General features: G+C 70.9%; 17 protein-coding genes. 8 read left to right on the top strand and 9 right to left on the bottom strand.

Going from position 1 to position 21705, the window contains the following annotated elements; genetic code table 11:
* Nucleotides 1-142: 142 nt before the first annotated feature.
* Complete coding sequence (locus tag QM711_RS16940) at nt 143-1468, top strand: hypothetical protein (protein ID WP_415101473.1); 1326 nt, start codon at nt 143-145, stop codon at nt 1466-1468.
* A 64-nt stretch (nt 1469-1532) separates the two neighbouring features.
* Here QM711_RS16940 and cydD read toward each other — a convergent pair whose 3' ends face one another.
* From cydD to QM711_RS16925, 3 genes are all read right to left on the bottom strand, one after another.
* A complete protein-coding gene (gene cydD, locus QM711_RS16935) occupies nt 1533-3212 on the bottom strand; it encodes a thiol reductant ABC exporter subunit CydD (RefSeq protein WP_415102296.1) in 1680 nt (559 codons plus the stop codon).
* Nucleotides 3213-3469: 257 nt separating this feature from the next.
* Entirely contained in the window at nt 3470-4528 is a 1059-nt protein-coding gene (gene cydB / locus QM711_RS16930; RefSeq protein WP_415101471.1) for a cytochrome d ubiquinol oxidase subunit II, read from the bottom strand.
* Between the two features lie 15 nt (nt 4529-4543).
* Nucleotides 4544-6085, bottom strand: a complete 1542-nt coding sequence (locus QM711_RS16925) for a cytochrome ubiquinol oxidase subunit I (protein WP_415101469.1) — start codon at nt 6083-6085, stop codon at nt 4544-4546.
* Nucleotides 6086-6241: 156 nt separating this feature from the next.
* Here QM711_RS16925 and QM711_RS16920 point away from each other — a divergent pair, with 156 nt between their 5' ends.
* The 6 genes from QM711_RS16920 (at nt 6242) to QM711_RS16895 (ending at nt 11978) form a co-directional block, all read left to right on the top strand.
* On the top strand, nt 6242-6556 hold the full coding sequence (locus tag QM711_RS16920; RefSeq protein WP_415101467.1) for a BlaI/MecI/CopY family transcriptional regulator: 315 nt from the start codon (nt 6242-6244) through the stop codon (nt 6554-6556).
* 7 nt (nt 6557-6563) lie between these two features.
* Nucleotides 6564-7100 carry an ATP-binding protein gene (locus QM711_RS16915; protein WP_415101465.1) on the top strand — a complete coding sequence of 179 codons (537 nt, stop codon included), beginning with the start codon at nt 6564-6566 and terminating at the stop codon, nt 7098-7100.
* A 581-nt stretch (nt 7101-7681) separates the two neighbouring features.
* Nucleotides 7682-9094 carry a LuxR C-terminal-related transcriptional regulator gene (locus QM711_RS16910; RefSeq protein WP_415102294.1) on the top strand — a complete coding sequence of 471 codons (1413 nt, stop codon included), beginning with the start codon at nt 7682-7684 and terminating at the stop codon, nt 9092-9094.
* Between the two features lie 285 nt (nt 9095-9379).
* A complete protein-coding gene (locus QM711_RS16905; RefSeq protein WP_415101463.1) occupies nt 9380-10792 on the top strand; it encodes an FAD-binding oxidoreductase in 1413 nt (470 codons plus the stop codon).
* 18 nt (nt 10793-10810) lie between these two features.
* Entirely contained in the window at nt 10811-11236 is a 426-nt protein-coding gene (locus tag QM711_RS16900; protein WP_415101461.1) for a hypothetical protein, read from the top strand.
* A complete protein-coding gene (locus QM711_RS16895; protein WP_415101459.1) occupies nt 11133-11978 on the top strand; it encodes an NAD(P)H-binding protein in 846 nt (281 codons plus the stop codon). Before QM711_RS16900 ends, QM711_RS16895 begins: the two co-directional genes overlap by 104 nt.
* 140 nt (nt 11979-12118) lie before the next feature.
* On the opposite strand, the gene QM711_RS16890 is transcribed toward QM711_RS16895, so the two are convergent.
* Together QM711_RS16890 and QM711_RS16885 are read right to left on the bottom strand one after the other, a co-directional pair.
* Nucleotides 12119-13696, bottom strand: a complete 1578-nt coding sequence (locus tag QM711_RS16890) for a 5-oxoprolinase/urea amidolyase family protein (RefSeq protein ID WP_415101457.1) — start codon at nt 13694-13696, stop codon at nt 12119-12121.
* Entirely contained in the window at nt 13696-14454 is a 759-nt protein-coding gene (locus QM711_RS16885; RefSeq protein ID WP_415101455.1) for a LamB/YcsF family protein, read from the bottom strand. The genes QM711_RS16890 and QM711_RS16885 overlap by 1 nt, the downstream gene beginning before the upstream one ends.
* 346 nt (nt 14455-14800) lie before the next feature.
* On the opposite strand from QM711_RS16885, the gene QM711_RS16880 reads away from it, so the two are divergent.
* The gene (locus QM711_RS16880; protein ID WP_415101453.1) at nt 14801-15793 is read left to right on the top strand and encodes an LLM class flavin-dependent oxidoreductase; all 993 of its coding nucleotides are present in this window, start codon (nt 14801-14803) and stop codon (nt 15791-15793) included.
* A gap of 19 nt (nt 15794-15812) precedes the next feature.
* On the opposite strand, the gene QM711_RS16875 is transcribed toward QM711_RS16880, so the two are convergent.
* From QM711_RS16875 to QM711_RS16860, 4 genes are all read right to left on the bottom strand, one after another.
* Nucleotides 15813-16964 (bottom strand): NUDIX domain-containing protein, encoded by a 1152-nt coding sequence (locus QM711_RS16875; RefSeq protein ID WP_415101451.1) that lies wholly within the window; start codon nt 16962-16964, stop codon nt 15813-15815.
* A gap of 405 nt (nt 16965-17369) precedes the next feature.
* Nucleotides 17370-19262, bottom strand: coding sequence for an ABC transporter ATP-binding protein (locus QM711_RS16870; RefSeq protein WP_415101449.1), 1893 nt, complete (start codon nt 19260-19262; stop codon nt 17370-17372).
* The gene (locus QM711_RS16865; RefSeq protein WP_415101448.1) at nt 19259-20995 is read right to left on the bottom strand and encodes an ABC transporter ATP-binding protein; all 1737 of its coding nucleotides are present in this window, start codon (nt 20993-20995) and stop codon (nt 19259-19261) included. The genes QM711_RS16870 and QM711_RS16865 overlap by 4 nt, the downstream gene beginning before the upstream one ends.
* Nucleotides 20989-21597: a TetR/AcrR family transcriptional regulator gene (locus tag QM711_RS16860; protein WP_415101446.1), complete on the bottom strand. Its 609-nt coding sequence runs from the start codon at nt 21595-21597 to the stop codon at nt 20989-20991. The genes QM711_RS16865 and QM711_RS16860 overlap by 7 nt, the downstream gene beginning before the upstream one ends.
* Between the last annotated feature and the right edge of the window lie 108 nt (nt 21598-21705).

Below are 21705 nucleotides of genomic sequence, written 5' to 3'. Positions count from 1 at the left end.
GCAGGATAGGTCACCCGTCCGGGACGCCGCCGTGCCCCGGCAGCGGGGCCGTCCGGGGATCCGGAACCGATCGGTGGGTCGGGCCGAGAACCGGGCCTCGGGGACCGTCCGGACGGCCCCGGGCTGGCTACCATTGCGTGCCATGAACCAGTCGCCGAACCCGCCCGCGGGCGGAACTCCCCAGCAGCCCGGTGGGTGGTCGCCGCGACCCGGTGCCGGCGACTGGCAGAGCGATCCCACCCAGCAGCTGCCGGCCGCGCAGCAGTACCCTCCCACCAGCCAGTACCCGGCGCAGGATCCGTCCGGCCAGTACCCGCCGCCGCAGTACCCGCCCACGCAGCCGCTGCCCGCACAGGGCGGACCGTTCGCGCCCCCGTACGGGCAGACGCCGAGCGCGGGGTACCCCGGACGCCCGCAGTTCGGGCCCGGCGGTGACACCCCAGTCGCCGGAAACGCCGCACCCGGGTACGGCTCCAACGGACCCGGGTACGGGTCGAACGCACCCGGGTACGGGTCGAACGCACCCGGGTACGGGTCGAACGCACCCGGCTATGGAGCAGCGACACCGGGGAACCCGGGCGGTCCCGGTTACGGCCCGGGCGCGTCCGGCTATGGGGGAGCGACACCGAACGCGACCGGCCCGGGTGGGCCCGGCAGCGGCTCGGCCGGCCAGTACGGCCCCGCGGGCGGCAGCTTCGGCCCTCCCGGCGGCAGCTTCGGCGCGCCGCCGAGCGGGGGCGGCGGCTACGGCGGTCCTCCGCCGGGCGGACGGGGCCGGAACCCGTTGCCGTTGATCATCGGCATCGTCGCCGGCGTCCTGGTGCTGGGTGTGGCCGGCTGGTACTTCCTCCGGCCGGGCGGTTCCGGCGCGACGCCGTCCACCGGCGTCCCCACCACCGCTGCGCCGTCGCCGGCTGGGACGCCATCGGTGCTGGTCACGCCCACCAGCGCGCCGCCCACCACCACTGCGTCGGCCACCCCGAGCCCCCGTCCGTCCGGCACGACCTCGGCGTCGTGCGCCGCTGAACTCAGCAAGATCCAGTGCGACTGGGCGGTGTACCTGCGCAAATTCGTCCAGATCAACACCTGTCGCACCGACAGCAGCGACCTGCGCCGCGATGCCGTCCGGTGCGTGGCGAATGCCCGCGGCAAGCTCAAGGGCACCGCGACCGTCACCATGCGGTGGGCCGATGACAGCAAGGACCTGACCGGCCTGATGGACGGCTTCTTCAGCCGGGCCGGCATCCCCAAGAGCAAGATCGGCAAGAACTGGAAGAAGCCGCCGGCGCACACCAACTGGTGGTACACCAACACGCCGAAGAAGATCGAGGGCAAGCTCGGCTCGGCCAACGCCACCGACGGCAGTGGACGGGTGGCCTGGACCTTCAGCAAGCAGCGCTTCTTCATCGAGGCTACCTCGGACACCGATGACGTCAAGGTGATGATCGACTGGTGGGCACGCACCTGACGCGCGGCCGGTAACCCCCTCCCTAACTACCTGTGCCCTCCCACATGCGGGAGGGCACAGGTAGTTAGGCAGGGGGTTGGGGCGGCTCGAGGCGCACCACGCGGTCGGCTCGCGCGATCACGGCCGGCCGGTGCGAGACCGCGAGGACGCTGACCCCGAGGCCGGCGATGGCGTCCAGCAGCGTCAGCTCGGTGGCGGCGTCCAGGCCCGCGGTAGGCTCGTCGAGGACCAGCAGGTCCGCGTTCCCGCGGAGCACCCGCAGGACGGCGCGGGCCACCGCCACCCGCCGTCGTTCCCCGGCCGACAGCCCCTCGCCGTCGTCGCCGACACCGCGGTCGGGATCGAGGCTGCCGCCGCCCGCCAGCCGCAGGCAGCGATGGACGTCCGGGTCGTCGGCGTCGGCGGCACCGAGCCGTACGTTGTCGGCGATGGTGCCGCTCACCATGCCGGGGGCCTGCGCCACCCAGGCGATCCGCGAACGCCTGGCCGCGGCATCCGCCTCGCGGCCGTCGAACCGGAACAGTCCGGCGTCCGGGGTGACGAAACCCATCAAGGCGTGCAGCAGGGTGGTCTTCCCGGCGCCCGAGGTGCCGGTGATCACCACCAGCTCACCGGCGCCGACCGCCAGGTCGACCTCTGCCAGAACGGCGTCCGGCGCCCCCGGGTAGGTGACGCTCAGCCCGCTGATCCGCAGCAGTGCCGGCCGTCGACCGGTCTCGCCGGGGTGTGCGCCCTGGGCGGTCGCGGGGGTCTCGCCGGTCGCGGCCGGGGCCAAGTCGCCCTGCCCGCCCTCTGCCGGGACTGGGTCGTCCGGCCTGCCCTCGGCCGGGACTGGGTCGTCCGGCCTGCCCTCGGCCGCCTCGATTATGCTGAACGCCGATTCGGCGGCGGCCATCCCGTCCGCGGCGTCGTGGTAGTGGACGCCGACCTGGCGGATCGGCAGGTACACCTCGGGGGCCAGGATGAGCACGAAGAATGCGGTGGCCAGATCGACCTCGTGGAACACCACCCGGAAGCCGATCGCCACCGCCACGATCGCCACCGACAGGCTGGCCAGCAGCTCCAGGATCAGGGCCGACAGGAACGACACCCGAAGCGTGCCCATGGTCTCGCGCCGGTGTGCCGCCTCGGTCCGCCGTAGGCCTTCAGCCTGGGCCTTGGCGCGTCCGAACACCTGCAGGGTGGGCAGGCCCGCGACCAGGTCGGCGAAGTGGCCGGCCAGCCGGGTCTGCATCCGCCAGCGCTTCCGCGTCCGGGCTTCGGTGGTCCAGCCGACCAGGGCCATGAAGACCGGGATCAGCGGCACCGTCGCCGCGACGATGAGCGCCGAGGTCAGGTCGGCGGTGAGGATGGCGACGCCGATGATGAGCGGCACCGTGACCGCCAGCACCAGTTGCGGCAGGTACTTGGAGTAGTAGCCGTCCAGGGCGTCCAGGCCCTGGGTGAGCAGCGTCACCAGGGACGCGGTGGACGGCTCCGGCCGGACCGGGTCGGCCAGCCGGGCCGCCAGCACGTCGCGTCGCAGCCGTGATTTCACCGCCGCCGAGGCCCGCACCGCCAGCCACTGATTGAGCCAGGCCAGGATCGCCTTCCCGGCGAAGACGGCCACCAGGACCGGAAGCACCAGACCCAGGACGCCGAGGGTGTGGGTCTCGAAGATCTCGCCCAATGCCAGCGACAGCGCCCAGGCCTGGACGACGGTCAGCACGGCGGTCGCGGTGCCGACCGCCACCCCGGCGACCAGGTAGTGCAGCGTGGCGCGTCCCCGGCGCAGCAGCCGCCGATCCAACGGCCCCCGGCGGGCGGCGGTCGTCCCGGACGCGGTGCTCACCCGGCCATCCTGGCGCATCCGGCCAAGCCCCGCGGCGCCGTCCGCTCGTCCGATGCCGACAAGGCCCTCCCTAACTACCTGTGCCCTCCCACCTGAGGGAGGGCACAGGTAGTTAGGGAGGGGGTTAGGGCTGGGTGCGCACCAAGGGCCGAGTTCGGGCCGGGCCGGTCTCAGGCGACGGGTTCGGCCTCGGGGACGTCGTCGGGAATGTTCTTGGTGCTCAGCCGGCGGCGGAACACCCAGTAGGTCCAGGCCTGGTAGCCCAGCACGATCGGGACGAAGACGACCGCCGTCCAGGTCATGATGGTCAGGGTCAGCTGACTGGCCGAGGCGGTGACGATGTTCAACGGCTTGGACGCCGCCGAGTTGTCGAAGCCGAGGTCGGGGAACATCCGCAGGAAGATCCCGATCGCGATCACCGCGGTGGCCACCGCCGTCCCGACGAACGCCCAGCCGTCCCGGTCGGCGCGGACCATGTACCAGGCCATCACCAGACCGGCCGCCGCCACCACCGCCAGGATCCAGCCGGACGCCCCGGTGCCGTAGGCCAGGTTCGACCACAGCAGCCACAGCCCGCCGCCGCCGATCACGCCGAGCCCGATCCGCTCGGCGAAGGCCTTGGTCCGTTGGTGGATCTCGCCGCGGGTCTTCAAGGCGATGAAGATCGCCCCGTGGAACAGGAACAGCGCCACGAAGACCAGTCCGCCGAGCAGCGCGAACGGATGGAACAACGACCAGAAGCCGCCGGTGAAGACATGCACGCTGGGCCGTCCCGGCGCCACGTCGACTGGCAGCCCGATCACGAAATTCGAGAAGCCGACCCCGAAAATGAGGGTCACCAGCAGCGAGCCGATCGCCGCGCACCAGTCCCAGCGGTCCTTCCAGCGCTGGTCATGCCGCTTGGCCCGGTACTCGAAGGCCAGGCCGCGGATGATCAGGCCCACCAGGATGAAGAACAGCGGCAGGTAGAGCGCCGAGAACAGCGTCGCGTACCAGCCCGGGAAGGCGGCGAAGGTGGCGCCGCCGGCGGTCAGCAGCCAGACCTCGTTGCCGTCCCAGACCGGGCCGATCGTGTTCACGATCACCCGCTTCTCTTTGTCGTTGCGGCCGAGGAAGCGGATCAGCATGCCGACGCCGTAGTCGAAGCCTTCAAGCACCAGGAAGCCGATCCACAGCACCGCGATCAGGCCGAACCAGAGCAGTTGCAGGGTGGAGGGTTCAACAGTCATCACACGCACCCGATCTCAGTAGGCGAAGGACAAGACGTCGTCGTCATCGGTGATCTGTTTCACCGGTTCCACCTCGGGCAGGCCGAGCTTGATGTACTTGAGCATGAGGCCGACCTCGACGACCGCCAGTGCACCGTACAACAGCGTGTAGCCGATCACGCTGATCAGCATCTCGGTGGCGGTCACCCCGGGGGATATCCCCGCCATGGTGGGCAGCACCCCGGAGACCAGCCACGGCTGGCGTCCCATCTCGGTGAAGATCCAGCCGAACGAGTTGGCGAACAGCGGCCCGAGCGTCATGGCGACCATCAGCAGCGTCCAGATGATGTGGTTGGGCGGCAGCTTGCCCTTGCGCAGGAACCACAGCACCAGCACCGCGACGCCGATCGCCGCCATGCCCAGGCCGATCATCAGCCGGAAGCTCCAGTAGGTGACCGGGATGATCGGGGTCGCCGTCTCGACCCCCCAGCCCCGCATGTGCTCGGCGTAGGCCTGCTGCAGCTCGTTGGACGGGTCGACCAGCTGGCCCTCGGCGTGCGCCGCCTTGAGCTCGTTGATGCCCTGCACCTTGCCGTCCCAGGTGCCGGTGGCCAGGAAGGACAGCACGTTCGGCACCTCGATGGCGAACAGCGGGCGGGAGCCGTCCAGGGTGCCGATGGTCAGGATCGAGAACGGCGCGCCACTGCCGTCGCCACCGGCGGTCTCGTAGAGGGCCTCGGCGGCGGCCATCTTCATCGGCTGCACCTGGGTCATGATCTTGCCGGACTCGTCGCCGGTGATCACCAGGCCGACCCCGGAGACCATCATTGCGATCGCGGCGAAGGTGGCGGCGAACCGGTGCGCTGCCTCGCTGTTGTCGGGCTTGGCCGCCGGCTCGGACGCGTCATCGGCGTCCGGCTCGGAAACGACGGACGCCTTGGCCGCCCGGTTCAGCTTGGACAGGTGCCAGCCGGAGATCGCCGCGACCAGGCCGGCCGCGGTCAGCCAGGACGCCATCAGGGTGTGCGGCAGCGCCCACAGCATCACCGGATTGGTCAGCACGGCGCCGAAGTCGGCCATCTCGGCCCGGTCGGTGGCCGGGTTGTAGACCGCCCCCTGCGGGTTCTGCATGAACGAGTTCGCCGCCAGGATGAAGACTGCGCTCAGGTTGGTGCCGATCGCGACCATCCAGATGCAGCCGGCGTGGATCTTCTTCGGCAGCCGGTCCCAGCCGAAGATCCACAGGCCGAGGAACACCGACTCCATGAAGAACGCGACCAGCGCCTCCAGCGCCAGCGGGGCGCCGAAGACGTCCCCGACGAAGCGCGAGTACTCGCTCCAGTTCATCCCGAACTGGAACTCCTGGACGATGCCGGTCACCACGCCCATCGCGAAGTTGATCAGGAACAGCTTTCCGTAGAACTTCGTCAGCCTCAGGTACTTGTCGTCGCCGGAGCGCAGCCACAGGGTCTGGAAGATCGCGACGATGAACGACAGTGCCAGGGTGATAGGTACGAAGAACCAGTGGTAGACGGTGGTGATGCCGAACTGCCACCGCGCGATAGTGACCGGGTCCATGCTGGGCAATGTACTCGGTCATCATCGGTGGCGGTTCGATCCGGGTGAGTCTGTGCGACAAAGTGCGGACCGGCGGGCCGCGGCGGCGTTCGCGATCCGGACACGATATCTACTACAACCCGTCGTAGAGCCTCGGTAGGGGCATAGGATACGTGCATGCCCGTGTTCGGCGAGCTTGAGCAGGCCGTGATGGATGTGCTGTGGACGAGTCCCACGGCACTGTCCGTTCGCGACGTCCAAGCCGCCTTGGCCGACGACCGGAACCTGGCCTACACCACGGTGATGACCGTGATGGACCGGCTGGCGAAGAAGGGCCAGCTGGAACGGGAACTGGACGGCCGCGCCTGGCGATACAGCGCGGTGTACTCCTGGGCCCAGCTGGTCAGCAACGAGATCGTCGCCCTGCTCAACACCGGCCCGGCCGAACTGCGTGGGCAGGTGCTCGACAGCGTGCGCCAGCGCGTGGGCTGAGCGTCCGATGCTCGAGCGCGCCGCCGAACTGGCCCTGCTGACCTCGGCGGCCGAACGGCTGTGGCAGGGCGAGGGCGGCGTGGCGATCGTCGCCGGTGAGGCCGGGATCGGCAAGAGCACTCTGCTGGACTCGTTCCTGAGCGCGCTGCCGGACGGCTCGCGGGTGCTTCGCGGCTGGTGCGACAACCTGGTCGCCGCGCATCCGCTGGGGCCGATCCGGGAGGCCGTGCGGGGCCGTCCCGGCAGCCTGTCCGCCGGCGCCGGGCTGGACGCCGCCCTGGCGGGCGGTGACGTGCCGGGGGTCCTCGCGGGACTGTCGGAGTCGCTGGCGCACGGCCGGCCGGCCGTGCTGGTCATCGAGGACCTGCACTGGGCCGACGACGCCACCCTCGACGTGCTGGCCTACCTGTGCCGCCGTCGCGACCGGCTGCGGACGCTGCTGGTCTGCTCGCTGCGGCCGGAGGACTCCTCCTCGTCGGCGCTGCGCCGCTTCCTCGGCGGGCTGCCGACCCGGACACCCTGCGGATCGACCTGGCGCCGCTGAGCCGGGACGCGGTCGCGAGCCTGAACGGCGACCGGCTCTGGGACACCGACGAACTGCTGGCGGTGAGCGGCGGCAACCCGTTCTACGTCACCGAGGCGCTGGCCGGATCGCCGGGGGCCGGGGTGCCGTACACGGTGACGGACGCGGTCCTGGCCCGGCTGCACCGCACCGGCGAGGCCTGCCAGCGGGCGCTGCAACACCTGTCGGTGTGGTCGGGGGAACTGCCCCACGAACTGGCCGAGGCGGTGCTCGGCGACGACTTGGACGGGCTGGCCGAGGCCGAGGCGTTCGGCCTGGTCACCGCGGGTCCGGACGGCGTCCGGTTCCGCCACGAACTGGCCCGCCGGGCCACCGAGCAGAGTCTGCCGGTGCTCCGCCGACGGGCCATCGACCGGCACCTGGTGGGGGTGCTCAGCGGGCTGCCCGGCGAGCTGCCGCGGCTGCTGCACCACGCCATCCGGTGCGGGGACGGCGAGGTGATCGTCCGGCACGCGCCGGGAGCGGGCGAGTATTCCGCCCGGGTCGGCGCCAACCGGCAGGCGGTCGCCTACTTCGCCGCCGCCCTCGACCACGAACGGCTGATGGAGCCACGGCAGATCGCGCAGGTGTGCGGCAGCTACGCCTGGGTGCTGCACATCGCGCACCGCTTCGACGAGGCGGTCGCGCTCGGCCGGCGGGCGGCGCAGCTGTGGGCGCAGCTGGGTGAGGTCGTCGAAGAGGCGGCGGCGCTGCGCCGGCTGGCCCGCGAGTTGCTGATGGCCGGCGAGGTCGACGAGGCCCGGGACTGTGCCGAGCGGGCGTTCGTGCTGACCGAGGGCGGCGACGCCGAAACCCGGGCCGCGGCGCTCGGCGCGCTCGGCGCCCACTTCGCGCTGACCGGCGTGTCGCTCGCCCCCCACTTGCTGCACGAGGCCCGGGCGCTGGTCGGCGCGGGTGCCCTGCCCGGCACCGACTCGCTGTGCCTGAACTATCTGGCGTTGAGCGAGCCGGGGCTGGACGCCGAGGAGCGGCTCGGACTCGCCCGGCAGAGCCTCGCCTCGGCGCTGGCCGAGAGCGCGTTCGAGGCGGCCGCCCGCGCCTATACCAATCTCGCCGAAGCCCTCTATCGCTACGTCCGGGCCGACGAACTGGCCGAGGTGCTGGCCGAGGGCCTCGACTTCGTCCGGGAACACGGATTCTGGTCGCACGCCTACAACCTGGAGGTGCACGAGGCCTTGCTGGCGCAGCGCCGCGGCGACTGGGCGTCCGCCAGCGACGAGCTGGAACGCACCGTTACCCGCGACCCCGAACCCGGCATGCTGCTGGTCTATTCGCTCGCCCCGTACGCCCGGCTGCTGGCCCGCGCCGGCGATCCGCGGGCCGAGCCGATGCTGCGTCGCTGCTGGGAGCTGACGCTGCGGCTGCGGCTGCTGATCGGGTACGCGACGGCCGGCGGCGCGCTGATCGAATGGGCCTGGCTCAACGAGCGCCCGGACGTCGCCGCCGAGGTGATGGACGGCTGGCGGCCGCACGCCGCTCGTCCGATGGCCGAGCCGATCGACGCCGAGTTGCGCAGCTATGCGGTCCGGTGCGGACTGGAGGTGCCCGCGCCGGTGCCCGGCGGCGATCCGTGGCTGGCACTCGACCCCTACGAGCAGGCGGTGGAGGCGGCCGAGCACGGCGACGCCGCCGCCCAGTTGGACGCGCTGCGCACCCTCGATCTGCTGGGGGCCACCGCGACCGCCGCGCTGATCCGCCGACGGCTCACTGAGCAGGGGGTCCGCGCTGTGCCGCGCGGGCCGTCGCGGCGCACCCGGTCCAACCCGGTCGGCCTCACCGACCGGCAGCTGGACGTCGTCCGGCTGGCCGCGGAGGGACTCACCAACGGCGAGATCGCCGAGCGGTTGTTCCTGTCGGTGCGCACCGTCGACCACCATGTCTCGGCCGGGCTGGCCAAACTCGGGGTCGGACGCCGCCGCGAACTGGCCGCCGCGCTGCGAGCCCTTGGGGTGTAGTACCGATTTCCCCGGCGCACCCGGCGAGCGATCGACGACCCCCAGCTCTTGCGCCGGATGACCCGATACGCCCACAAGATCTGGGCGCCGTCGCTCATCTCGCCGGGCACGTCCTCGCTCGGAACGGCATCGATCAGCACTTCCCTAGGCGGCCGCCTCCTTCCACAGATGGGTAGCGCACCACCCTGAACTGGGCGATCGACGCCCATGTCTGGCGGCGCCCCGAACGCGACCCTGGAAGGGCAGCGGCGACAACGAGTCGCCCCACCTAACCAGGAGGCTCCGATGAGCATCGCGCCGAACCTCGAAGAGCGGCACTATTCCCCCGATCCGGGTCTCGACGACGTCCGCTTTCTCTACCCCGGCGACGCCGACTATCTGCAGGCCGTCACCGCCTGGAACCTGCTGGGCAGTCATGCCCCGGCGGTGGTGGCGATGGCCACCCGGCCCGAACATGTCGTCCAGGCGGTTCGCCGGGCGCGCGCCGATGGCCTCGGCGTCGGGGTGATGGCCACCGGGCACGGCACCGGGGTGGCCGTCGCCGGCGGCATGCTGGTGAACACCTCGGCGATGCGCGGCCTGATCGTCGACCCGGTCAGCCGGACGGCCCGGGTGCAGGCCGGGGTGAGCTGGCGCGAACTGAATGAGCGCGCGGCCCAGCACGGCCTGATCGGCCTCCAGGGGTCCAACTCGCACGTCGGTGTCGTCGGCTACAGCCTGGGTGGCGGGTTCGGCTGGCTCGGCCGGCACTTCGGCTTCGCCAGCCAGTCGATCATCTCGGCCGAGCTGGTCACCGCCGCGGGCGAACTGATCACCGTGGACGCGTCCCATCACCCGGGGCTGTTCTGGGGGCTCCGCGGCAGCGCCGGCAATCTGGGCATCGTCACCGCCCTCGAACTGCGCCTGGTCGAGCTGGACGTGGTCTACGGCGGGGCGCTCTACTACCCGCTCGCCGACGCCGTCGGCGTGCTCAGCGGCTATGCCGAGTGGGCCCGGGAACAGCCCGACGAGATCGCCTCGTCGGCGGCGCTGGTGAACTTCCCGCCGCTTCCGGCGCTGCCCGAGGAACTCCGCGGCCGATCGTTCGCCTGCATCCGGGTCTGCTACTCGGGCGCCGATCTGGGCCCGGGGGTGGCCGCCGTTCGCGACCTGCGGCATGCGCTCGGGACGCCACTGGTCGACCACGTGCGCCGGATGCCGGCCCTCGACCTCGACCAGATCAGCACCGAACCGGTGGATCCGCTGCCGGTGCTGCTGCACAGCGCGCTGCTGCCCGACCTGACCGGCTCGCTGATCGAGCAGATCGCCGCCGCCCAGACCCCGGATTCGGGCGTCCTGTTCGTCGAGTTCCGCCACCTCGGCGGGGCGCTGCGGGTGCCGTCCGACCAGCTCAGCCCGATGAACCGGACGGGCGCACAGTTCTCGCTCAACGCGGCCGCAGTGGCCTTCCCGCCGGGCGGGCCACAGGGCGCCGCCGCAGCCCTGGACGTGGTGGCCCGCCGGGTCGCCCCGTTCGCCGACGGCGCCGGCTACGTCAACTTCCTGGAGGGCGCCGACGGCTCCCGCCGGATGCATACCGCCTTCTCAGAACCCGAATGGCGACGGCTGCAAGCGCTCAAGAGGCACTGGGATCCGAGCAATCTGTTCCGCTTCAACCGCAACATTCCGCCCTACCCGGGGGCGATGTCCCCCGCCTGAACCGAGAGGAGGGTCGTCATGGTGCCCTTCACCGTCATCGGTGCCATCGCCGGCACCGTGGCGACCCTGTTGTTCGTCGGCTCGGCGCTGCCGATGCTGGTCCGGGCGCACCGCACCCGCGACCTGTCGTCGTACAGCCCGGCCAACCTGATCATCGCCAACGCAGGCAACCTGGCGCAGACCCTCTACGTGGTCACCCTGCCGCCGGGCCCGGTCTGGGCGATGCACACCTTCAACCTGATCGTCAGCGCACTGATGCTGCTCTGGTGGCTGCGCCACCACTGGCTGCCCGGTCGCCGGCGACCCCGTCAACCCATCCATTCCGAGGAGGAATCTCATCATGACCATCCTGATCACAGCGGCCACCGGAACCGTCGGCCGCACCCTGGCCAGCTACCTGAGCGCCGCCGGCGAGCCGGTGCGGGCGTTGGTACGCGACCCTGAGCGAGCGCGGGACGTACTGCCCGAGGTGGTCGAGTTGGCGGCCGGCGACCTCGCCGACACCGACTCGATCGCCGCGGCGATGCGCGGCGTCCGGCAGGTATTCCTGGCCGCCCCGAACCATCCCGACCAGGTCGCCTGGGAGATGGCGGTGATCGACGCCGCCCGCGTCGCCGGCGTCAGCCGGATCGTGAAACTGTCCGCGCACGGTGCCGACCCGGCCTCCGAGGTCGCCTTCTGGGCGGCGCACGCCGCCATCGAGTACCGGCTCGCCGGCTCGGGGCTGGACTGGGTGAGCCTGCGTCCGACCACCTACGCCACCACCGCGCTCGCCGGCTTCGACGGCACCGTGCTGGCTGTGCCGGCGTCCGGGGCCCGGATCTCGTTCATCGACCCCGACGACGTCGCGTCCGTCGCGGCGGCCGTGCTGTTCGACCCGCACTGGCAGGGGGTGCTGACGCTGACCGGTCCGGCCGTGCTGGACTTCGATGGGGTGGCGTCGGTGCTGTCCGAACTGGTGGACCGCGAGATCCCGTTCGTGCCGGTGCCGGACGACGCCGCCCGCGCCGCCTTCACCGGCATGGGCCTGCCGTCCTGGTACGTCGACAATGTGGTGCGGGTGTTCGGCGCGCTGCGGGCCGGCGTCGCCGACCTCAGCACCGACACCGTGCAGCAGATCACCCGGCAGCCGGCCCGTCCGATCGCCGAGGCGTTGGCCGGACGGCTGCGGGTGCCGGTCCGCTGATTGAGCATGCTCGTCGGTTGAGCTCGTCGAAACCCCCGGTGGTTGGGCTGGTCGGAACCCCTGGGTCGTTGGTTGAGCTCGTCGAAACCCCGGTGGTTGAGCTGGTCGGAACCTTTGGTCAGCCCGATATCGACGGCTGGCTACGGGATCCGCCGGGAGCCGCTGCTGCGGAACCGGATCCGGTCACCCGGCCGGGCCTGGGCGACGGCGTCGCAGGACGCCTCGGTCAGCACGCCGACCACCGGGTAGCCGCCGGTGACCGGGCCGTCCACGCCGAAGATCACCGGGCGGCCCTCAGGTGGCACCTGGATCGAGCCGCGCACCATCGGCTCGGACGGCAATTCGCGTCCGGCCTTCGACGGGTGCCGGTGCAGCGGGTCCCCGGTGAGCCGGACGCCGACCCGGTCGCTGCGCTCGGAGACCTGCCAGCCTTGGCTGCCCAGGGCCCCCGGGTCGGCGAGCCAGTCGGCGCGCGGGCCGGGCAGCACGTCGAGGAGGATCTCCGCGTCGGTGGCCGGCGTGCGGGGTGCCGAGTCGAGGCCTGGTGGAGTGGCGGGAGGCGCTCCGGTCGGCAGCAGGTCACCGACGTTCGGCAGCGCCGGACCGACCCCGGACAGCATGTCGGTGCTGGCCGAACCGAGCACCACCGGCAGGTCGAAACCGCCGGCCACCGAAAGATAGGTCCGCAGGCCGGTCCGCGGTGTGCCCAACCGGAGTTCCTGGCCGGTGCGCAGGTAGACCGGGCCGGCGTGGGTGACGGCACGGCCGTCCACCGTGGCCGCGCAGTCGGCTCCGGTCAGCGCGACCAGGCAGGTCGTCCGGGCCCGCAGCCGCAGGCCGCCGAAGGTGATCTCCAGGGCGGCCAGCCCGGCAGGGTTACCGACCAGGCGTCCGCCCAGCCGGTACGCGATCCGGTCGGCGGCGCCGGAGCGTCCCACCCCCATCGCGGCATACCCCGGACGTCCCTCGTCCACGATCAGCAGCAACGGCCCGGTGGCCAGCACCTCGAGCCCCCGGACAAGAGTGGTTTCGACACGCTCAACCACCGATCTGTCGAGACCGCTGGTGTCCGCGGTCGGCCCGTCGATCGCTCGGAATCGCACCCGGGCGCCCGGCTGCAGTAGCGCGGGCGGTTCTCGGTCGGCGTCCCACAGGGCGGCGCCGGTCCGTCCGATCAACTGCCAGCCGCCGGGTGAGGGCCGCGGATAGATACCGCTGAACGGCCCGGCCAACCCGACCGCGCCGGCCGGGACGGTGGTCCGCGGCTCGGCGCGGCGAGGAACTTCGAGCCGCGGGTCGCCGCCGGTCAGGTAGCTGAACCCGGGGGCGAACCCGCCGAACGCCACCCGCCAGTCGCTCCCGGTGTGCGCGGCGATCGCCTCGGCCGCAGACAGCCCGGTGAGCCGGGCGACCTCGTCGAGGTCCTCGCCGTCGTAGACCACGTCGATCTCGACCGGTTCCGCGGTGTCCGCCGTGGTCGGGGCACCGTCCAGGCCGGCCAGCACGGCAGTCACCGCCGTCCGGACGCGGGGGAGCGCGGCTGGATCCGCCAGCATCAGCAGCACCGTGGTTGCCGCCGGCACCACATCGGTCACGGCTGCGAAGTCACCGCGTCCGGCAAGCCCGGCGAGGGTGGCCTGCAGCGCGAGAACGGCCTGCAGGTCGGCGACCTCGATCAGCACCGCGCGTTCGCCGCAGGGCAGCAGCCGGCCGTCCATCAGGCGAAGGCCTTCACCTCGACGCCGGACGCCGCCAGCAACTCGCGGACCCGCCGGGCCATCGCGACCGCGCCCGGCGAATCGCCGTGGGTGCACAGCGATTCCGGTCTGAGCGGAACCTCGCTGCCGTCCACCGCGGTGACCACGCCGTCGGTGACCATCCGCAGCGCCCGCTCGGCGGCGGCCTCGTGGTCGGCGATCAGATCACCCGGCCGGCCGCGCGGCACCAGGGTGCCCTCGGCGGTGTAGCCGCGGTCGACGAAGGCTTCGGCGACCGTGCGCAGCCCGGCCGTCCGTGCGACGTCCAGCACGACGGCGCCGGGCAGCCCGAGCAACGGCAGGCTCGGGTCGAAGGCGGTGATCGCGGACACGACCGCCTGGGCGTGCGCCTCGTGGTGCACGACGGTGTTGTAGAGCGCGCCGTGCGGCTTGACGTAGGCGAGCGCGGTCCCGCCGGCGGTGCACATCGCCTGCAGCCCGCCGAGTTGGTACAGCACGTCGGCCCGCAGTTCGTCGGCGGAGCAGTCGAGGAAGCGGCGTCCGAAACCGGCCAGGTCACGGTAGGAGACCTGTGCCCCGATCCTGACGCCGCGGCTCGCCGCGAGCGCGCAGGTGCGCTGCAGGGTGAGCGGGTCGCCGGCGTGGAATCCGCAGGCGACATTGGCGCTGGTGACGATGTCGAGCATCGCCTCGTCGTCGCCGAGGCGCCAGGAACCGAAGGACTCACCGAGATCGGCGTTGAGGTCGACCACCGCCATGGGTCAACCCTATTGGGCCAAGTCGGGATTGAATAAGGATCCGGATCGGGCAGGTCTGATCCGGCCCGATCCGGATCGCTATCGGCCCCAGGTGGCCCGGACCTCACCCACGAGCCGATCCGGGTCCGGCGAGAGGCGTCAACTGGCGACCGATTCGGGATCGGTCTGAGGCATCTGAGGCGGAGCAGCACTCGAATCGGTCGCCAGCTGACGGACCCGGGTCTGCGACCGGTGGTCATTCGCCGCACGAGAGAGATCGGTCGCTCGCCGGTGGGTCGCGGCCGGGACCCGATTGATCGGCGTTCCCGGGGGAATGTTCGCCGGCCCGGACGCCGTTGTTGAGGTCGTGACCGAGACCGACTCCCGCGATGTCCCGTTGTCCATTCTGGACCTGGCCCAGGTGCTGCCGGGTGAGTCCGTCGCTGACGGCTTGACCGCGACGATCGCGCTGGCACGCAACGCCGAACGCTGGGGATACCGACGGGTGTGGTACGCCGAGCACCACAACATGCCGACCATCGCGTCCTCGGCGACGGCGGTGCTGATCGCCCACGTCGCGGCGCACACCTCGTCCATCCGGCTGGGCGCGGGCGGCGTGATGCTGCCCAACCACGCACCGCTGGTGATCGCCGAGCAGTTCGGCACCCTCGCCGAGTTGCACCCGGGTCGGATCGATCTCGGCCTGGGCCGGGCGCCCGGCACCGACCAGACCACCGTGCGGGCGCTGCGGCGTACCCCCGGCGCCGCGGACACCTTCCCGTCCGACGTCCAGGAACTGCAGGGTTTCCTGGGCGAATCGATCATCGCCGGAGTGGCCGCCACGCCCGGTGCCGGCACGAAGGTGCCGCTGTTCATCCTCGGCTCGTCGCTGTTCGGCGCCCAACTGGCGGCCGCGCTCGGCCTGCCGTACGCGTTCGCGTCGCACTTCGCACCGGACGCCCTGGAGCAGGCGATCGCCACCTACCGGCGTGACTTCCAGCCGTCCGAACAGCTGAGCGAGCCGTACGTGATCGCCGGCGCCGGAGTGATCGCCGCCGATACCGAGGACGAGGCGCGGCGGTTGTTCGAGCTGACGCGCCGGGCCCGGGTGAAGACCTTCCTGGGACGCGGCCGGACGCTCAGCGACGAAGACGTCGAGCTGCTGCTGGAGGGCCCCGGCGGTGCCCAGGTCGACCATATGCTGCGCTACACCGGCGTCGGCACCGGCTCCCAGGTACGGGACTGGCTGCGCCGCTTCGCCGTCCACGCCGACGCAGACGAGCTGATCCTGGTGTCCTCCGCGGTCGACCGGACGGCCGCCGTCCGCACCCTGGAGCTGGTGGCCCCACTCACCGCCTGACCCCCAACCGCTCGCCTGACTATTGGGGGGTCGCTGAGCTCGACGAGCCACCAACAATCAGGCGAGCGCGGAGTGAGGGCTGGCGGGCCAGGAAGCCGGCCAGCGCCCGCTCGGTGCGCTCCGGCTCGCCGGTGGCCGCCAGGTTGGCCATGCCCTCGTCACCACGCCGGACCGCTTCCCGGATCCCATCGATGGCCAGCTGCACCCGGGGCCGAACGGCGTCCAGCACGGTGAGCGGGTCGGTGCCGTAAGCGTCGGCGAAGGTTCCCAGCCGCCGGGCGGCCTCCGCCTCGGGTATCGGGCGGAAGAACGGGATCGCCGTCCACGCGGTGTGTCCGAGATCGTGCACCGGCGTGGACGGCCCGGCCAGGTCCCAGTCGAAGACGCCGGCCACCTCGTCTCCGGCGAAGGCGACGTTGTACGGGGCGACGTCGTTGTGGGTGATCAGGCTCGGCGCGTCCACCCCGAAGAACCGCCACGGGCCGGGGTGGTCAAAGCCCGCGGACGCCTCGTGCAGGGCGCGCAGCCAACGCCCCAGGGCCGCCAGCTGCGCATCGGTGAGCACGTCGGCGTCCACATCGATGACCTGGCCGGGCAGGTAGTCGAGGATCTCGCGTCCGCGGGCGTCGATGCCGTGCACCCGTGGGACGGCCGACAGGTTGGTCTTGGCGAGATGGCTGAGCAGGGCGTGGACGGCCGGCGTCCACGGACCGGTCGGACGCCGCACCGTCGCCCCGATCCGGACGGCGCCACCCACGTTCCCACCCGGTAGAGGCTCCCCGTCGAGCAGCATCTCGCGTAGTCCGGGCAGGAACGGACGATCGGGTTCAAGCCAGTCGACGTCGTCCAGTTCCTCGGGTGCGAGCCAGCGCAGCGCGTCGTGTTCGATGCCGGACGGCTCACCGTCGGTCAGCGAACACACCGCGACTCGCAGCTCCAACTCGCGCCCCCGATCGATGCCGCGGACGGCGTCCGGCAGCCAGCGGTCCACCCGGATCGCGCAGCCCAGTTCCTCGCCGATCTCTCGGACCAGGGCATCCGCTGGTGTTTCGCCGTCATCGACCTTGCCGCCGGGAAACTCCCAGCGCCCGGCTTCGGCCGCCGGGTAGCTGCGCCGGGCGGCCAGCACGCAGCCATGGCGCACGATCGCCGCACCCACCACCCTGATCACCCGGCGACCCTATCTCCCGGTCGGAGCCGCCATCTCCTGGTCGGAGCCATCTCCCGTTCGGACGCCGCCGGTCCGGGGCGTGCGCGATGTCGAGATCGCCCACCGATGGTGGGAAAACCGTCCGATTTCGAGTTGCTACACGACATCGGCGAGGTTTCCCTGCAGCGGACGGCGATGTCGAGATCGCTACCAGGGTGTTGGGCAGAGCAGTCGCGACCACCGATGGAACGACGGGGACGGTTCTTTTCGTTCCAAAATGGAACGAAAAGAACCGTCCCCGCGTACCGAAGTGGACCGAAAGAACCGTCCCTCACGTACCAAAATGGAACGAAAAGAACCGTCCCCCACGTACCGGAGTGGACCGAAAAGAACCGTCCCCGCGTACCGCGACAGGTTGAACCAGCGCTACGCCGCAGCTTCCTCGTCGGAGTCCAGGCCACCGGCGAACTGGGAGCGGTACAGCCGGTGGTAGGCCCCGTCGTGGCGCAGCAGTTCGTCGTGCGAACCCTGCTCGACGATGGCGCCGTCCTCCATCACCAGGATGATGTCGGCGTCGCGGATGGTGGAGAGGCGGTGGGCGATCACGAAGGACGTCCGGCCGCCGCGCAGTGCGTTCATCGCGTTCTGCACCAGCAGTTCGGTGCGGGTGTCCACCGACGAGGTCGCCTCGTCCAGGATCAGGATCGCCGGGTCGGACAGGAAGGCCCGGGCGATGGTGATCAGCTGCTTCTCGCCGGCCGACACGTTGGAGCCCTCGTCGTCGATCACGGTGTCGTAGCCGTCCGGCAGCGAGTGCACGAACCGATCGACGTAGGTCGCCTCGGCGGCGGCCCGGATCTCGTCCTCGGTCGCGTCCGGACGCCCGTAGGCGATGTTGTCCCTGATGGTGCCGCCGAACAGCCAGGCGTCCTGCAGCACCATGCCGATGTTGGCTCGCAGTTCGCGGCGCGGGACGTCGGCGATGTCCACGCCGTCGATGGCGATCCGTCCGGCGTCGGTGTCGTAGAACCGCATCAGCAGGTTCACCAGGGTGGTCTTGCCGGCCCCGGTGGGTCCGACGATGGCCACCGTCGAACCCGGCTCGGCGACCAGCGATAGGTCGCTGATCAGGGGTTTCTCCGGATCGTAGCTGAACGCGACGTGCTCGAACGCGACTCGCCCGCGCAGCGGCTGGGGCAGGGACGCGGTGCGATCGAGGGACTGCTCGGTGGCGTCCAGCACCTCGAAGACCCGCTCGGCCGAGGCCACCCCGGACTGCAACAGGTTGGTCATCGACGCCAGCTGGGTGATCGGCTGGGTGAACATCCGCGCGTACTGGATGAACGCCTGCACGCCGCCCAGCGTCATGGTGCCGGCCGCCACCCAGATGCCGCCGATCACCGCGATCGCCACGTAGCTCAGGTTCCCGATGAAGAACACCGCCGGCATGATGATGCCGCTGATGAACTGCGCCCGGAACGACGACTCGTACATCTCGGAGTTCTTGGCGGCGAAGCCGGCCGCCACCTCGCGCTGGCGTCCGAACACCTTCACCAGCGAATGCCCGGTGAACGCCTCCTCGACCCGGCCGTTGAGCTCACCGGTCGAGCGCCACATGTCGGCGAACCGGCGCTGCGAGCGCTTCATCACCTGGGTGGTGACCAGCGCGGTCAGCGGCACCGCCAACAGGACGACCAGCGCCAGCGGCGGCGACAACCACAGCATCACCGCCAGCACGCCGAGCACGGTGAAGATGTTGGTCAGCATCTGGGCCAGCGTCTGCTGCAGCGACTGGGCGATGTTGTCGATGTCGTTGGTCACCCGGCTGAGCAGCTCGCCGCGCGGCTGGCCGTCGAAGTAGGTGATCGGCAGCCGGTGCAGCTTGTCCGAGACCTGCTCGCGCATCCGGTACACGGTCCGCTGGACGATGTCGTTGATCAGGAAGCTGGCGAACCACAGCACCACGCCCGCGACTAGGTAGACCACCAGCGCCTCGAGGATCACCGTGCCCAGTGCCGCGAAGTCGATGCCTCCGCCCATCGCGCCGGCGAAGATCAGGTCGGTCGCCCGGGCCAGGATCGCCGGTCCGAAGGCGTTGCCGAGGGTGGCCAGCGCCGAGATGACCACCACGAAGATGATCAGGTTCCGCTCGGGCCGCATCATGCCGAGCAGCCGCTTGGACGACGTGCCGAAGCTGACCGCCTTCTCCGACGATCCGAGGCCCTGCATCGGGCCGTGACCCATCCCGCGGCGCTGCTGCGCGGCGTGCTCGGAGCGCGGGTTCGACGTCCGTGCCGCATTCGGTGCCTGCTGGCTCATGCTGCTGCCTCCTCGGCCTTGAACTGGGACGCCACGATCTCGGCGTAGGTGGGGCAGGTCTCGAGCAGTTCGTCGTGGGTGCCCTCGCCCACGATCCGCCCGTCGTCGAGCACCACGATGGTTTCGGCTTCGCGGATGGTGGACACCCGCTGCGCCACGATCAGGACGCCGGCCTCGGCCGTCTCACGGTCCAGCGCCGCCCGCAGCCGGGCGTCGGTGACCACGTCGAGAGCCGAGAACGAGTCGTCGAAGACGTAGATGTCGGGCTTCTTGACCAGCGCCCGGGCGATCGAGAGCCGCTGCCGCTGGCCGCCGGAGACGTTGGTGCCGCCCTGGGCGATCGGCGCGTCCAGCTGCTTCGGCATCGCCTTGACGAAGTCGTCCGCCTGCGCGGTCCGCAGCGCCGCCCAGAGCTCGTCGTCGGTGGCGTCCGGCTTGCCGTAACGCAGGTTGGACGCCACGGTGCCGCTGAACAGGTACGGCTTCTGCGGCACCAGCCCGATCCGCGACCAGAGCAGATCGGGATCGAGTTCGCGGACGTCCACGCCGTCCACCTCGACGCGTCCCTGCGTCACGTCGAACAGCCGCGGGATCAGGCTGACCAGGGTGGTCTTGCCGGCGCCGGTGGAGCCGACGATGGCGGTGGTCTCGCCGGGCCGGACGACCAGGTCGATGCCGGTCAGCACCGGCTGTTCGGCGCCGGGGTACTTGAACTCGACGTCCCGCAGCTCGACCCGGCCGTGCGCGGTCACCGCGCGGACCGGGTTGGCCGGCGGCACGACCGAGGACTCGGTGTCCAGCACCTCGGCGATCCGGCGGGCGCTGACCACCGCGCGCGGTGCGATCATCAGCATCATCGTGGCCATCATCACGCTCATCAGGATGGTCATCAGGTACTGGATGAAGGCCAGCAGCTGACCGGTCTGCATGTGTCCCTCGGCGACCCGGAAGGCTCCGAACCAGGTGACGCCGATGGTGGACACGTTCATCACGAAGAACACGGTGGGGAACAGCGTCATCATCCGGCGGCCGACCTTGGTGGCGGTCTCGGTGAGTTCGGCGTTGGCCACCGCGAACCGATCGGTCTCGCGCGGCTCGGCGATGAACGCCCGGATCACCCGCAGGCCCGAGATCTGCTCGCGCAGCACCCGGTTGATGGTGTCGATGCGCACCTGCTGGGTGGCGAACAGCGGCATCATCTGCTGGACGATGACGCCGATCAGGACGCCGAGGATGACCACCGCGACGGCGATCGTCCAGGTCAGGCCCGGGTCCTCGCGGAAGGCCATGATGATGCCGCCGACCATCATGATCGGGGCGGCGACGATCATGAACGCCGTCATCATCACCAGCTGTTGAATCTGCTGGACGTCGTTGGTGGTCCGGGTGATCAGGCTCGGGGCGCCGAATTTGGCGACCTCGCGGGCCGAGAAGTCGAGGGTGCGGGCGAAGATCGCGGCGCGCAGGTCGCGTCCGAACGCCATCGCCGAGCGGGCGCCGAACCAGACCGCGGCGATCTGGGCCGCCATCTGGATCACGGTGACCCCGAGCATCACGGCGCCCAGGCTCAGGATCAGCCCGGTGTCGCCGGTGGCGATACCGTCGTCGACGATCCGGGCATTCAGGGTGGGCAGGTAGAGCGCGGCGGCGTTGGCGGCCAATTGCAGGACGATGACCAGCGCCAATTGCCCGTAGTAGGGCCGCAGATAGTCACGCAGGATGCGGATCAGCATGGGGTGTCCTCACTGGGTTGGGCGGTGGTGGGGTCGACGGCGATGCCGTGCAGGATGAGCCGGGCGAGCTGACGCGGGTCGGCGGCGTCCGGATGGTCGGCGAGCGGCATCACAGCGGCGAACGCCATCGCCGAGATCGCCCAGCAGGCGGTCGGGGTGCCGACGGTGAGTTCGTCGTCGAAGCGGCCCAGGATCCGGGACAGTGCCTCGTCGATCGCCTTGTGGAAGTCGCGATGCGGCGGTTTCGGACGGGTGCCGTGCGGCCGTCCCGGGCTGATCGCCGCCATCAGCGAGCGAACCTGCTGGATCCGGCCCTGCAGGATCTGGACCATCCAGGTCACCGAGTCCTCCAAGCCGAACTCGGCGGGAATGTCGTCGATCGCGGCGATCACCGGTCCGGGCGCGAAACAGTCCTCCACCACGGCCTCGATCAGGTTCTGCTTGGTGCCGAAGGCGCGGAAGATCGTCCCCTCGGCGACGTCGGCGCACTCGGCGATCTGCCGGGTGGTGATGGTCAGCCCGTGCTCGAGGAGCAGCGGACGGGTGGCGTCGATCAGCGCCCGCCGCCGCTCGTCCGGGTTCATCGGATGTGCTCTGCTCACGAGGCACGAGTGTATGAGTGAGTGCTCACTCATTCAAGTTCGCGGTCGTCGAGGGATGCGCGCCGAGAAGTTCGCGTTATCACCGGGTCTCCGTGGGCTGAAGGACTC

The sequence above is a fragment of the Micropruina sp. genome, assembly GCF_047602385.1.
In the GTDB taxonomy this organism is placed as follows: domain Bacteria; phylum Actinomycetota; class Actinomycetes; order Propionibacteriales; family Propionibacteriaceae; genus Micropruina.
The sequence above is the reverse complement of the archived record's forward strand: the minus strand, read 5'-3'. Positions and strand labels throughout refer to the sequence as shown.